General features: G+C 72.5%; 14 protein-coding genes. 5 read left to right on the plus strand and 9 right to left on the minus strand.

Annotated features, from left to right (window positions below; all coding sequences use genetic code 11):
- Positions 1-89: 89 nt before the first annotated feature.
- The 4 genes from ACFXMF_RS42140 to ACFXMF_RS42155 form a co-directional block, all read right to left on the minus strand.
- Positions 90-311 carry a hypothetical protein gene (locus tag ACFXMF_RS42140; protein ID WP_360312448.1) on the minus strand — a complete coding sequence of 74 codons (222 nt, stop codon included), beginning with the start codon at positions 309-311 and terminating at the stop codon, positions 90-92.
- A 198-nt stretch (positions 312-509) separates the two neighbouring features.
- Positions 510-956, minus strand: a complete 447-nt coding sequence (locus tag ACFXMF_RS42145; protein ID WP_379990864.1) for a hypothetical protein — start codon at positions 954-956, stop codon at positions 510-512.
- 78 nt (positions 957-1034) lie between these two features.
- A complete protein-coding gene (locus ACFXMF_RS42150; RefSeq protein WP_360312444.1) occupies positions 1035-1943 on the minus strand; it encodes a universal stress protein in 909 nt (302 codons plus the stop codon).
- 228 nt (positions 1944-2171) lie between these two features.
- Positions 2172-3842 (minus strand): GAF domain-containing protein, encoded by a 1671-nt coding sequence (locus tag ACFXMF_RS42155; protein ID WP_379990865.1) that lies wholly within the window; start codon positions 3840-3842, stop codon positions 2172-2174.
- Positions 3843-4124: 282 nt separating this feature from the next.
- Between ACFXMF_RS42155 and ACFXMF_RS42160 the strand changes: the two genes are divergently transcribed.
- The 3 genes from ACFXMF_RS42160 to ACFXMF_RS42170 all read left to right on the plus strand — a co-directional run bounded on the left by ACFXMF_RS42160 (position 4125) and on the right by ACFXMF_RS42170 (position 6674).
- Positions 4125-4877: a response regulator gene (locus tag ACFXMF_RS42160; protein WP_379990862.1), complete on the plus strand. Its 753-nt coding sequence runs from the start codon at positions 4125-4127 to the stop codon at positions 4875-4877.
- Between the two features lie 214 nt (positions 4878-5091).
- Complete coding sequence (locus ACFXMF_RS42165) at positions 5092-5439, plus strand: metalloregulator ArsR/SmtB family transcription factor (protein WP_360312438.1); 348 nt, start codon at positions 5092-5094, stop codon at positions 5437-5439.
- The gene (locus tag ACFXMF_RS42170) at positions 5436-6674 is read left to right on the plus strand and encodes a malic enzyme-like protein (protein ID WP_360312436.1); all 1239 of its coding nucleotides are present in this window, start codon (positions 5436-5438) and stop codon (positions 6672-6674) included. Before ACFXMF_RS42165 ends, ACFXMF_RS42170 begins: the two co-directional genes overlap by 4 nt.
- A 30-nt stretch (positions 6675-6704) precedes the next feature.
- Here the strand turns inward: ACFXMF_RS42170 and ACFXMF_RS42175 are convergent, their stop codons facing one another.
- Positions 6705-7400: an alpha/beta hydrolase gene (locus ACFXMF_RS42175; RefSeq protein WP_380021120.1), complete on the minus strand. Its 696-nt coding sequence runs from the start codon at positions 7398-7400 to the stop codon at positions 6705-6707.
- Positions 7401-7607: 207 nt separating this feature from the next.
- Between ACFXMF_RS42175 and ACFXMF_RS42180 the strand changes: the two genes are divergently transcribed.
- Positions 7608-8168 (plus strand): SMI1/KNR4 family protein, encoded by a 561-nt coding sequence (locus ACFXMF_RS42180; protein ID WP_379990860.1) that lies wholly within the window; start codon positions 7608-7610, stop codon positions 8166-8168.
- Between the two features lie 159 nt (positions 8169-8327).
- Positions 8328-8540, plus strand: coding sequence for a DUF4287 domain-containing protein (locus ACFXMF_RS42185; RefSeq protein WP_360312430.1), 213 nt, complete (start codon positions 8328-8330; stop codon positions 8538-8540).
- A gap of 168 nt (positions 8541-8708) precedes the next feature.
- On the opposite strand, the gene ACFXMF_RS42190 is transcribed toward ACFXMF_RS42185, so the two are convergent.
- From ACFXMF_RS42190 to ACFXMF_RS42205, 4 genes are all read right to left on the minus strand, one after another.
- On the minus strand, positions 8709-10133 hold the full coding sequence (locus ACFXMF_RS42190) for a lamin tail domain-containing protein (protein WP_380021122.1): 1425 nt from the start codon (positions 10131-10133) through the stop codon (positions 8709-8711).
- Between the two features lie 185 nt (positions 10134-10318).
- A complete protein-coding gene (locus ACFXMF_RS42195) occupies positions 10319-11329 on the minus strand; it encodes a Gfo/Idh/MocA family oxidoreductase (protein ID WP_360312426.1) in 1011 nt (336 codons plus the stop codon).
- Positions 11330-11472: 143 nt separating this feature from the next.
- Entirely contained in the window at positions 11473-12462 is a 990-nt protein-coding gene (locus ACFXMF_RS42200; protein WP_379990857.1) for an ornithine cyclodeaminase family protein, read from the minus strand.
- A 103-nt stretch (positions 12463-12565) separates the two neighbouring features.
- Positions 12566-13507: a LysR substrate-binding domain-containing protein gene (locus ACFXMF_RS42205; protein WP_360312422.1), complete on the minus strand. Its 942-nt coding sequence runs from the start codon at positions 13505-13507 to the stop codon at positions 12566-12568.
- Positions 13508-13679 lie beyond the last annotated feature (172 nt).

The following is a 13679-nucleotide window of genomic DNA, read 5'->3' on the forward strand; positions in this document are numbered from 1 at the left end:
GGGGGGGGCGCGCGCCCGCGCGGGCCCGCGCCCCCCCCGCCGACGGTCGTCGGTGGGCGGGGCGCGGTGGGTGCCGGTCGATCGGCCGGTCAGTGCGTGTAGAGGTAGATCAGGCCCTGGGGGCCGTTGGAGCAGAAGAAGCTCGGGCCCCACAGTTCGTAGCCCGCCACGCCCGCCGCGTGACACGCGGACTGCGTGTAGTACACACCGCGCACGTGGAACTCGCCGGCTGCGGCGGCGCTCGTCGCCGTGGCCAGGGGAAGCAGGACGGCGGCGGCGCCCGCGACGAGCAGTGCGATACGTTTCTTCACGTGCCAACTCCTTTGATTCGGAAGGCATTTGACAAGTTGTCAGATGGCTTCGGAGATGGTGCGATGCCGCTCGAATGCTAGTCGGGTGGAGTCGGACGGGTCCATGCCAATCGATGGAAAGGTCTAGGCCAATCTTTCGATCCGGTCGACGCCCTGCGAGGCCCGACCGGCGCCGCCCCGTGGTGCGACGGTGTTCGGTCAGGGGGTCCGGGTTCGCCCGGGTCGTGGCGGCGGGGGCAGGCTCCGTTCGATGGCGGCGACTCGTTCGAGCGCGCGGTGGATTTCCGCCGCCTCCCGCCGGTAGGTCGCCAGGGCCTGCGGGATGACGTGCACGGGGACCTGGTCCCTGAGCTCTCGGCGCAGGTCGGAGTAGCCCTGGCGGAGCTCGGCCAGCTCGGCCAGGAGGTGGTGCCGGGCCAGGCGTACCAGCAGCGCCGGGTATCGGCGCAGCACCTCGTGGTTGCGGTAGCCGGGTGGGCAGACCTCGTACAGCGCTTCCACCGTGCGCGCATCGGGCCGGGCCGGCCCGGCCGGCTCGGGCCCCCCGTCCGGCGGGGCCTGGGTGCCGTGCCGGGCCTTTTGGCGCGCGACGTCGAACCGGCTGGGCAGCTCCCAGGACGGCGTGGCATCGGCGATATCGTTCATATGTTCGAATCATCGCATCTCGGATACCCCCCTCGGCAACCGGAAGGAAGCCGCCGCCGGCCCGTGCTCAGCGGGTGATCAACCGGTCACCGGGACGAGGAGGACGGGCGCCTCGGAGTGGTGCAGGACGGCGTGCGTGACGCGGCCCAGGTTGGGACCGAACCGGCCGGTCTTGCGGTGGGCGGCCAGCACGACCAGCGTCGCGTGGGCGCTCGCGCCGACCAGGGCGTGCGCCGGGGTGTCGAGGGCGACGTCCTCGACGACGGTGACGTCCGGATACTTCCCGCGCAGCGGCGCGAGCGCGGTGGTCACGGTGGCGTGGGCCACCTCGCGCCAGTCGTACAGGGCCGGGGCGTACCCGGCGCTGCCCGCCATCATCGCCGGGTAGCGCCACACGTGCAGGGCCCGCAGCGGGAGGCCCTGGGACTGGGCCCGGGCGAAGGCGGCCTCCAGCGCGGCGGCGCAGTCGTCGTCGGACACGCCGACCACGATCGGCTTCGCGGCGTCCGTGCCGCTGGTGTCGTGATCGGGGTGCACGACCAGCAGCGGGCAGCGGGCCGCGGCCGAGACGGGCAGGCTGACCGAGCCGAGCAGCAGGCCGGCGAAGCCGCCCAGGCCCCGGCTGCCGACCACGAGCAGGGCGGCGCGGTCGCTCGCGGCCTCCAAGGCGTCCATGGCGTTGGCGAATTCGACGGTGGAACGGATGGACAGCTCGGGGTGGCGCAGCCGGGCACGTTCCGCGCCACGCTCGACGATGTGGCGTGCTTCCTCGCGCAGTTGTTGGCCGAAGTGGTCGTCGGCGTGCCCGAGTTCGACCCATTCGAGCGCGTGCAGCACCTCCAGGGTGGTGTGCCGGCGCAGCGCCTCGTCCGCCGCCAGGTCCACGGCCCGCTCCGCGCCGGGCGAGCCGTCGAAACCGACGACGACGTGCCCGCGCGGGGGAGTCGACTGGGAGGTCGAACCGGTGGATTCGGCTGCCTGGTTCACGGCGGATCCCTTCGGTGTGCTCGGCGGCCCCGGTGGGCCGACCTGTGATCAGTCTCGGTGGTCGGGCGGACCGGGCCCAGGGCCGGAGGTCCCGCTCCGAGTGAGCCGGTGGGCCTGCTCGGCGTCGAGGAGCACCCACCGCGTACCCCGGGTGCCCGGGTGTCGAATCCACCGAGCCCGCCCGACCGCCGGCCACGCGGCGCGGCCGACGACCGCGCCCCGCCCCGGTCAGTCCAGGGGTACCCGCCAGTCCAGCAGCGAGCCGGCGTCCGGGGCCGGCCCGAACGAGCAGGTGCCGCCCAGGGTTTCGGCACGTTCGCGAAGGTTGGCCAGGCCGCTGTCGCGGGTGCGGTCGGCCGGCGGGCCGACGCCGTCGTCGCGCACCCGTACCCGCACCTGCTCGGCGTCGGCCTCGACGTGAACGTCGACGCGGCCGGCGTGCGCGTGGCGGGCGGCGTTGGCGAGTGCCTCGCGCAGGACGGCGACGACGTGGTCGGCGGTCGGTTCCGGTACCCGGGTGTCCAGCAGCCCGTCCACCCGCAGCGTCGCCGAGAAGCCCAGGACCGGGCCGGCCGCGTCGACTTCGCGCAGACAGCGGGAGCGCAGGCCGGCGCCGGTCTCCCGGTCGCGGGCCTTGAGGGAGAAGATGGTGGAACGGATCACCTTGATGGTGTCGTCGAGTGCGTCGACGGCGGTCTCGACCCGTTCGAGGGCTTCGGGGTGATCGATGAAGCGGGTGGCGCTCTGCAGCGTCATGCCGGTGGCGAACAGGCGTTGGATGGCCAGGTCGTGCAGGTCGCGGGCGATCCGGTCGCGGTCCTGGAAGACGGTCAGCAGTTCGGCGTCGCGGCGCCGCTCGGCGATCTCCAGGGCGAGCGCGGCGTGATCGGCGAAGCCGGTCACCATGCGCACGACGGCGTCCGACAACTGCGGCCGGTCGGTGCGGTTGGCGACCAGGAGCACGCCGCGGATGCGTTCGGGAGTGCCCAGCGGCAGCAGGAAGGCCGAGCCGAGGTCGACGCCCGTCGCGGTGGCGACCACCACGCCCGGGTGCCGGCCGAGGTCGGCGGTGACGGTCGTCTCGCCGGAGTTGAACACCTTGCCCAGCAGGGTGCCTTCGCCGGACAGGACGAGTCCTCGGACCCGGTCGGCGGCGACCCCTTCGGCGGCCTCGACGACCAGGTCGGGCGTGCCCGGGACCGGAACGGCCAGGGTGACCAGGTCGGCCTCGGCCATCTCCCGGACGGTCGCGGTGAACGAGCGCAGCACGTCCGCGGGGTCGTCGCCGGAGAGCAGGCTGCGGGTGAGTTCCGAGCTTGCGGTGAGCCAGTGTTCGCGACGGCGCACGTCGTCGTACAGGCGGGCGTTGTCGATCGCGACGCCGGCCGCGGCGGCGAGGGTGCGCAGGACCGCCTCGTCGTCCTCGTCGAAGTCGGTGCCGCCGCGTTTCTCGGTCAGGTACAGGTTGCCGAAGACGGTGTCGCGGATGCGGATCGGTACGCCCACGAAGGTGTTCATCGGCGGGTGACCGGGTGGGAAGCCGAAGGAGTCGGCGTGTTCGGTGAGGTCGTGCAGGCGCAGCGGGTGCGGGTCGCGGATGATCAGGCCGAGGATGCCGCGCCCGGTGGGGAAGGGGCCGATACCCAGGATCGTGTCGGCGTCCATGCCCACCGGCAGGAACCGGGCCAGTCGTTCCTCGTCGCCGATCACGCCCAGGGCGCCGTACTCGGCGTCGACCAGGGTGGTGGCGGATTCGACGATCCGGCGCAGCACGGTCTCCAGGTCCAGGTCGCTGCCCACCGACAGCACGGCCTCCAACAGTCCGCCCACCCGATCCCGGGTCGCGCGGACCGCCTCCACGTGCGCCTGCAGCTCGTCCAACAGCTCGTCCAGGCGCATGCGCGGCAGCGCGGGTCGCTCGTGCGACGCCACAACCCCTCCAAGACCTCGGTGATTCATCGGGACATTTCCGAGGCCCATGGTGTCAAACGCCGACTCGCCGGCCACCGCCGCGGGGCGGCGGCCCGTCGTCGCGGACGGGCCGATCGGCGTGCACCGTGCCCCGACGGGCCCCGGTCATTCGGGACTTCCGGCCCTGTTCCGTGCGGTCGCCGGGTGTGAGACTGAGGGCGCGCCGACCCGACCGGGTGTGTCGCGTCCGCAACTCCCGGGGAGCACAGCATGGAAGCCGGCCGCACCACCGAAGCCGCCGCCGGAGTACGGCTGCCGCGTGATCCGGGCGCCGCGGGCATGCCCGTGCCACAAACCGCGAGCGGGCAACCGGGCGGCACCATCCGGGTGTTCCTGCTGGACGACCACGAGATCGTCCGGCGCGGGCTGGCCGACCTGCTCGGGGCCGAGCCCGACATCGAGGTGGTCGGCGAGTCGGCGTCCGCGCAGGAGGCGATCCGGCGCATCCCGGCACTGCGCCCGCACGTGGCCATCCTGGACGGGCGACTGCCCGACGGCAGCGGGGTCGACGTCTGCCGTGCGGTGCGCTCGTCCTTCCCGGAGATCAACGCGTTGATCCTGACCTCGTACGACGACGAGGACGCCTTGTTCTCCGCGATCATGGCCGGCGCGGCCGGCTATGTGCTCAAGCAGATCAGGGGCAGCGAACTGGTGCGCGCGGTACGGGAGATCGCCGCCGGCCGGTCGCTGCTCGATCCGGCGGTCACCGCGAAGGTGCTCGAACGGGTGCGGACCGGATCGGGCGAGGATCCCCGGGTCGCCTTGCTCTCCGACCAGGAACGCCGCATTTTCGACCTGGTCGCGGAGGGCCTGACCAACCGGCAGATCGCCGAGCGCATGCATCTCGCGGAGAAGACCGTCAAGAACTACGTGTCGACCATGCTGCACAAGCTGGGCTTCGAACGCCGCGTCCAGGCGGCGGTCTTCGCCGGCACCCTGCCGCAGCACCGCGCGCGCGACTGAGCGGAGCGACGCGGTGACGCGGCGGCGCGCCCACCGGGCCCGCGAGGCGCCCGGGTGCTTGGGCGTGCAGGCGTGCGTGCGTGCGTGCGCTCGGGCGGGCCGGCGGGCGGCGCGCTCGCCCCCGTGGTCGATCACTCGGAGCGCGAGTTGCTAAAGTCTGCAATTGCTCAATCCGTGCCGACCGGGCGCGGCGCGATCGGAGGGACGTGGAGCGGTGAGCACCCCGCTGTACGAACTCAAGGCCGAGTTCTTCAAGACGCTCGGCCACCCGGCCCGGATCCGGGTGCTGGAGTTGCTCAGCGAACGCGAGTACGCGGTCGCCGAAATGTTGCCCGAGGTCGGCATCGAGGCGACGCGGCTGTCCCAGCAGTTGGCCGTGCTGCGCCGGGCGAACCTGGTGGCGGTCAGCCGTCGGGAGGGTTCGAGTGTCTACTACACGCTCACCAGCCCCCAGGTGGCCGACCTGCTCGCGGTCGCCCGCCGGATCCTGACCGGCCTGCTCACCGACCGGATGGGACTGCTCGAGGACCTGCGCGCGACCACCCCCCGAGCCGCTCCGTGAATCGCGACCTGCCCGGATCCAGGCCCGCGACCAATCCGGCCTACAGCCTTCGCATCCACGTGCCGCCGGGCGCCGCCGGCCTGGTCGCGACCGTACTCGCCGAAGCACCCGGCACCGTGGCCAGTCGCCTCGACGAGCCGGACGCGATGGGCACGTGTCGGATCACCCTGGACGCGGACGGCCCCGGCACGCTCGCCTGGCTCACCCGGACGCTGGCCCGGCGCCTGGGCGCCGACCTGCTGCATACCCAGGACCCGGTGTTCGCCGCCGCCTCCACCGGCAAGTTGACCCTGCGGGTGTGCGCGGCGACCACCACCGGTCACGACATCGCCCTGCTCGACGCCGACGCCGACCGCCGGGTCGTCTCGCACCTGGCCGCACACCCCGATCAGACCGATCACTACACCGGACGACGGCACCGCGTCGCGTTGATCAGCGACGCCAGCGCCGTCCTGGACTTCGACGCGCTGCCCGCCGACGCCGCGCTGCCCGCGCTCGAATCCCAGGCCGTACACCTGCGCAGGGCCACCGGGCTCGACGTCTTCCCGCTGCCCATCGCCACGCCGCAGGTCGAGGACATCGCCCAGGCGGTCCGGCTGCTCGCCCCCGGTTTCGCCGCCGTCGTGCTCGTTCACACCCGCCCCGAACACGTGTCGACCACCCGGACCATCCTCGGCCCCACGCCGCCGGTGCTCCTGCTCGACACGCTCAACGACGGCCTCGCCGTGGCCATCGCCGCCGCGACGGTCAACGCGCTGGTCAACCGGGGGGTCAACCCGCTGAGCGGGCGCGTGGTGCTGGTGGATCCGGCGCGGGGCGGGGACCTGACCGGGTTGCTGATCGCCTCCGGCATCGCCGACCTGACCCTGTTCGACCCCTTCGGTCCCGGAGCCGGCACGTTGGGGGTGGTCGCCGCCGAGGCCGACCTGATCGTCGACCTCACCGGACTGGCCACGCCGCCGGAGGGTGTCCCGGTCCTGCGGGCCCGGCCCGAGGCACCGCCGCGGTTCGCGGCGGCCACCACCGGCCCGCGCCCGTTGCACGCGCTGCCCGGACTGCTCACGGCGGCCACCACGACCCGGCGGTCGATCACCGCGCTCGCCCGGGTCGCCGCGGTGCACGCGTTGATCGAGGGCACGCCGCGCGACGCGCTGCTGCCCGCGCCGGACCAGCCGGGCCTGGCGGCGTCGATCGCGGCGGCGGCCACCCACGCCCTCACCGTCGACTCGGGCTGAGCCGGGTCGCGCGGGAGGACTCGACGGGGGTCAGCCGGGGACGTCACCGGCCGCGGTCTCGATCAGGTCGACGACCCGGAGCGGCTGCGAGGCCAACGAGGCGTGGCCGGTGGCGAGTTCGATGACCTTGCGCGGCTGCATGCGTTCGGCCATGCGCCGCTCGTTGTTCGGATCGATCATCCGGTCCTGCGCCGACACCTGGGACCAGGTCGGCTTGGCGCGCCAGGCCGGCGCGGTCACGGTGTCACCGAACGTCGAGGCCAGGGGAGCCTTCTGGGTGACCGCCATGACCAGTGCCTCGTCCTCGGACAGGTCCTGGCAGAAGCTCTCCCGGAACTTGTCCTGCTTGATCCACAGGAAGCCGTCCGAATCGGGAGCGAGGTTGTCGAACGCGGCCGGTGGCATCTCCTGGCTGAGCTGACCGGGGCTCTCGCCCGCGTCGGGAGCGAACGCGGCGATGTAGACCAGCCCGGTGACATTGGGCAGATCGCCCATCTCGGTGATGACCGCACCGCCGTAGGAGTGACCCACCAGCAGCACCGGCCCGTTCACCTGCCGGACCATCTTGCGGGTGCGCTCGGCGTCGTCGGCCAGCGACGTCAACGGATTCTCCACCGCGAACAACGAACCGAAGCCCCGATCGCGCAATTCGACGACGACCTTCGCCCAGTGGGCGGCCCCGCCCCAGAACCCGTGCACGAGAACAACAGTCGGCTTGTCGGCCATGACGGCGCACCATTTCGCTCGGTGATCGATTGTCACTAACGGTCACAAACTATGTGAGATGTCACCCGCCGGCACCTCGCGGACGACCGCGGTCCGGACGGGGCCGGCGGTGGAGCCCAAACGGATCGGAGCACGGTCGAAACGGCGGTGCGACCGAGTGGTGACCCGATGGTGGACCCGGTGCCGACCGAGTGGTATCGATGCCGGATGAACATCGATCACGCCGATCCCGACGTCCTGGCCGCGCTCCGCGCCGCGTTCGATCCCGACGGCTCGGCGAAGCCGGCACTGGGATGGCCGGCGGTGCACGCCTTCGAGGCGGAGCACGGTGTCGTGTTGCCCGAGCCCTATCGCAGCCTCGTCGCCGAGATCACCGACGGGTCGTCGGCCGGGCCGCCGGAGTTCGGCCTGCTCGGGCTCGCGGAGATGCCCTCCGATTGGGGCGCCGGTCGGCCGGAACGCGATCCGGGCAAGCCCTTTCCGCTCACCTCGCAGTGGTTGTGGGACGACGACCCCAGGCCCGAAGAGGAGACCGAGCCGATCCTGGAGCAGGTTTTCGACCACGGAACGATCGTGCTCGGCACCGACGGATGCGGCATGTATTGGCACCTCGTCGTCACCGGGCCGCACCGGGGACACCTCTGGAACATCTGCGGCGAGGGCGCGACGCCCTTCGGCGCCGAATTCGGATTCACCTCCGGCGCCCCGGGATTCGCCGGGTGGGTGGCGCACTGGGCGGCCGGCAAGGAGTGGTTCGACGTCGGATGAGGCGGCCGGCAGGCATGTGACCCGGATCTCATCCCGGTACCGATGAGTCGCGCGGGTCGCGGCGGTCATATCCGCGAGAAGGACGACAGGGACCGGGCGACCCCGGTGATCCACCGGGATCGCAGACCCTGTCACCGGCCACCGAGAGGACGAGACCCGATGAGCGACGTTGCCAACGGCCCAGCCGCCTACTTCCCTTCGATCGAGAAGAAGTACGGCCGACCCGTCTCGGAATGGCTGGACGTCATCCGATCCTCGCCGCTGACCAAGCACATGGAACTGGTCGCCTGGCTCAAGACCGAGCACGGTCTCGGTCACGGCCACGCGAACGCCCTGGTGAAGCACACCCACACGGTGGATGGCGACAGGTAGCGGCCGGCGGCGTACTCGCGCGGCGGGTCGCCGTCGGGTCCGGACGAGGCGGGCCCGCCACGGGGGTGTGGGTCCGCGCGGTCGGGGTCGGTCGGCGCCGGGCGCGGCAAGGGGACGGGCACCCCCGAGAGGGTGCCCGTCCCGCGTGGCCGGCTCGGTGCCGGTCGGTTACGGAGTGCAGGCGAGGGTGCCGGCGCGAAGGGCGTGGCCGCCGTCGTTGCCGTCGTCCGCCCACACGACCGGCTTGACGCCCGCGACACAGGCGGCCTGTGGCGCGATGGCGAAGCCCTCGTTGTTGTAGTCGGGCATGCCGGTCGGGCGGTCGTACCGGGCGGTCACGGTGAACCGGCCCTGCGCGTCGATGTCGAGCACGGCGCTCCGACCCTGGCAGGTGTCGTCGCACGAGGCCCACAAGTGGCCGGTGGCGGGCTCGAATTCGAGGTCCATCACCGCCGGGAAGCCGCTCGTGAAGGTGGCGACCCGGGTGTATCCGCCGCCGCTCTGGTTCAACGCGTAGGCGTACACCGTGCCGTTGGCCTCCAGGCCGGCGAAGACCAGGCCGCTGCCGTGGCCCGGGTAGGCGGCCGGGTCGTAGGCGGCGCCGGTGTGTTCGTCCCGGAAGCCGTGTGCGGTGAGGAACGTGTCCGGGATCCAGGAGATGCCCTCCAGACCGCTGTTGGCCGCCACCGCGGGCAGATCGGCGGTGAGATTCCATTCGGCGGTCGCGTTCAGCGAGCCGGCCGTGCCGGCGGCGTCGTAGCGCAGGATCTTCGGCAGGCTGACACCGTCGTTGTCGTTGTCGCGTTCGGTCGCCACGTACAGCCCGTCGGGGCTGAAGCTCACGCCCTCCGCGTCCGGGTCGCCGGAGCCGTTGGCGTAGTTCAACGCCTTGCCCGAAGCCCAACCACCGGACGGATCCGGGCGCCACGTCGCGCCGTTGGGCACCAGCCGGTAGAGCCGGCTCGGGCCGTTGCGCACCGCCCACAACACGCCGGGGCTCTGGAAGGACAGACCGCTGAGGTTCTCGCCGAACACGTTCGAGGCGTCGGCGACGGTGACGCCGGAGCCGCCGGGCCAAGTGCTCCCGGACGACTGCCCGCACGCGTTCGCCGCGCCCTTGGTCGGTGCGGTGGTCGTGGTGAACGCGCCGGTGCCGTCCGCGCAGCGGCCGTACGTGGTGCTCGCGTGCGCGGTCCACGAGTAGGAGTCCACCAGCGTGGAGCCGCCGGCCCGGAACAGCCGGGCCGAGTCGGAACTGCCCAACCCGAACGAGGAGTCGACGTCCAGCGCCAGATGCCCGCCCGCCGCCAGCGAGGTGCCGGCGGCGACGGTGTACGAGTGCGAGTTGTCGTTGTCCTTGACGACCCAGCCGGACAGGTCGACCGCCGTGGTACCGGTGTTGACCACCTCGACCCAGTCGCCGGGCGAACCGCCGTTCGACTCGACCTCGTTGATGCGCACCGTGGGTGCTGCCTGGGCCGCCGACTCCTGCGTCGGGGCCTGTGCGGATGCCGGTGAGCCGGACAACCCGAAGGCCGTCACGGACAGGGCGACGGCGACGAGTCGGACTCTTCCACGCCAATGCGTTCGCAAGGTGACCAGTCCTTTGTCTCAGGGGGTCGGGCAACGCACACCCTCCTGCGCAAAAGGTTCCGGCATATCGGCGACGGACGCCTTAACTTGCCGCGAACTGCGTGGGAAGGGCATGGGGCCGGCTGCGCCGCGTGACACACCGGTGGCTGTACGGGTGGCCGGCCGCGCCGGCCGGGTGGGCTGATTCAGCGCACGCTCGGGTAGCGGACGCCGATCTGTTCGCGGACGGTGTCCAGGGTGCGCATCACCGCGAGGGTGCCGGCGAGCGGGACCAGCGGCGACTCGGTCTCGCCGACGCGCAGACAGCGGTTCACCTCGGCGGCCTCGTGCCGCATGGTGCCGCGTTCGGGATCGGCGGTGACCTCGGCGAGCAGGACCGTCCGCGGCTCCCGGCCCGGCCGGTGGACGACGAAGCGGTCGGGGTAGAAGAAGCCCTCGGCGAATTCGATCCGGCCCCTGCTGCCGGTAATCGTCGCGGGGGCGTCGGTGTGCGCGGTGAACGTGCAACCCAGGGTGGCCACGGCGCCGTTGTGCCAGCCCAGCACGATCCCGGTGTTGTCGTCCACGCCCTCGGGGGTCAGATGCGCCCAGGCCCGGATCGCGTCGGGCTCACCGAGCAACAACTGGGCGAGGGACACCGGATAGACGCCCAGGTCGAGCAGCGCACCGCCACCCTGCGCGGGGTCGCGCAACCGATGCTCGGGCGGGAACTCCCCGGCGAAGCCGAACGCCGCCGAGACGCTCCGGATCTCGCCGATCTCGCCGGCGGCGATCAGCTCGCGCAGCCGGCGGATCAGCGGGTGACAGTACGTCCACATCGCCTCCATCAGGAACAGCCCGCGCTGCCGGGCCAGTTCCACCAGTTCCAGGGCCTCGCGCGCGTCGAGGGTGAACGCCTTCTCGCACAACACCGCCCGGCCCGCCTCCAGACACAGCCCGGCCGCGACCCGGTGCGCCGCGTGCGGGGTGGCCACGTAGACGACGTCGACGTCGTCGTCCGCGGCGAGTTCGGCCCAACTGCCGTGGGCGCGGGGTATGCCGAACCGCTCGGCGAACGCCTTCGCGCTCTCCAGGCTGCGCGAACCAACCGCGACGACCTCCGTGTTCGGCAGGCTCTGCAGCGCCTTGGTGAACTCGGCGGCGATGCCGCCGGTGGCCAGGATTCCCCAACGGATGGTCCGCGTACCGTCATTCATGGCATGCCCCACAACTCGGTCCCACGCGCGACCCCCGACGGTTCGGTGATCGTTTCGACGCGCTCGAACGGAGCGTGCCACACACCCGCCGGGTCCGCGCACCTCGGCGCGTCCCGCGGTCGCGGCGCCGGGCCGTCGGGCCGCTACGCCATGGCGATTTCGACGCCGATCGCCCGTTGGCGGGCGGCGTCGACCACCAGCGCGGCGGCCACCGCGTCCTGCACCGCGACGCCGACCGACTTGTACACGGTGAGCTGTTCCGGCGAGGTGCGTCCTGGGCGGGTGCCGGCGACGAGTTCGCCCAGTTCGGCATGCACGTGCCCGGCGGTGATCACGCCGTCCCGGATCGGCGTCAGCAGGTCGTTGCTGCCGGTGGGAAACGGCGCCAACGCGGCCTGTCGCGACTCGACACACACCAGCGCGTCGGCGATGGTGGCGTCGTCGAGTTCGCGGCCGGCCGGGTTGAAGCCGACCGAGGTGACATGCGTGCCGGGCGCCAACCACGCGCGGCGCACCACGGGTTCGAGGCAGTGGGTGGCCGCCGCCACGATGTCGGCACCGGCGATCGCGTCGGCGTAGTCGGCTGCGGGTCGTACCTCGGCGTCCAGCAGCGACGACAGTTCGCCGGCCAACGCCGCCGCCTTGGCCGGATCGCGGCCGGCCACCCGGATCTGCCGGATCGGGCGGACCCGGCACATCGCGAGAGCGTGCGAGCGGGCCTGCACCCCGGTGCCCACGATCGCGAGCACCGTCGCGTCCTCGCGGGCCAACAGCCGTGCCGACAACGCCGAACAGGCGCCGGTCCGCCACGCGGTGACCGCCGTGCCGTCCAGCAGCGCCGCGGGCTCCCCGGTGGCCGGGTCGAACACCACGATCAGGGCCTGATGGGTGGGCAGCGCGGTGCCCGCGTTGTGTGGGAAGAGGGAGACCAGCTTGCTCATCAGCACTCCGGCGGAGGGCACCCGACCCGGCATGGCCGCCAGGAACGCGTCCCGTTCGGGTACCAGCGCGGCGACCCGGTCCGGTGCCGAGGCGCGACCCGCACTCAGGTCCGCCATCGCCGGGGCCAGGGCGTCGATCAACGCGTCGAGTTCGAGCAGCGCCTCGACCTGCGAATGCCCGAGAACGAGCATGGCCTCGACCTCCTCGCGATCGCCGCCCGGTGCGGCCGGTGGGTCACAGGGTCGCCCGCGCCCGCCGTGTCCCCGCTCGCGACACGCGTTCGCTCGGGCAGGTTCACGCGCGTGGGTGCGGCTCGTCGGGCGCGGGCCACGATGCCCGGGCGAGCGTGCCGGGTACGGCTGTGCGCAGGGCTTCGACGGCCGCGACCACCGCGGGGTGGGCCGCGGCGCCGTCGCGGAAGGCGATTCGGGTGCGGCGCCGGATCGGCAGGCGGGTCAGGTGCACCTCGGGCGGCGGGTCGGTGATCCCGAGTTGCGGGACGATGGCGACGCCCCGGCCGGCCGCGACCAGGGTCAGCACGGTGGCGAAGTCGTCCACCTGGTGGTGTACCCGCGGGGTGAACCCGGCGGCCTGACAGGCCCGGATCGTCATCGCGTGGCACATCGTGCCCGAAGTCGCGGTGATCCAGGGCGAGTCGCGCCAGTGTGCCGGCACCGACGCGACCGCCCCGGGCGGCGGCGCCGGTGCCGTCGAGGCGAGATACATCGCCTCGACGCACAACGGCCGCACGGCCAGGCCCGGTTCGTCCGTCGGCGGGACGAAGTCGTACTCGTGGATCAGCGCCACATCCAGCTCGCCCGCGCGCAGCGCGTCCGCGACGCCGGCCGGATCGATCTCCAGCACCATCGGCTCCAGGCCCGGGTGCCGCTCGCCGAGATCGGCCAGCACCGTCGGGACGATGGTTCGGGTCGCGGTGGGGAAGGTGCCGATCCGCAGCGGGCCCGCCAGGCCGCGGCGTGTGTCGGCCAGTTCGGCCGCCGCCTGCTCCAGGTGGGCCAGGACGGCCTCGGCGTGCCGGACCAGGTTGCGGCCGGCGGGGGTGAGGGTGACCCGCCGGCCCGTGCGCTCCAGCAGGGGCACGCCCGCCTCGCGTTCGAGGGTGGCCAGTTGCTGGGAGACGGCGGACGGGGTGAAGGCGAGCGCCTCGGCGACGGCGGCGATCGTGCCGCGCAGCGAGAGTTCGCGCAGCAGGCGCAGGCGACGGACATCGAGCATCAGCTCAGCTTACGCTCGGATTTATCAATGTGAACTGGACCTGAACGAAAGGTGCGGGTCACGCTGATGGGCATGCATCGGCTTCCACCCCTGCACGGGGTTCACGTACCGCTCGTCACACCGTTCGCCGCCGACGGAGGCGTCGCAGAGGAGGCACTGGAGGGCCTCGCAC

Origin of the sequence: Embleya sp. NPDC059213, assembly GCF_042754445.1 — a bacterium.
Taxonomy (GTDB): domain Bacteria; phylum Actinomycetota; class Actinomycetes; order Streptomycetales; family Streptomycetaceae; genus Embleya.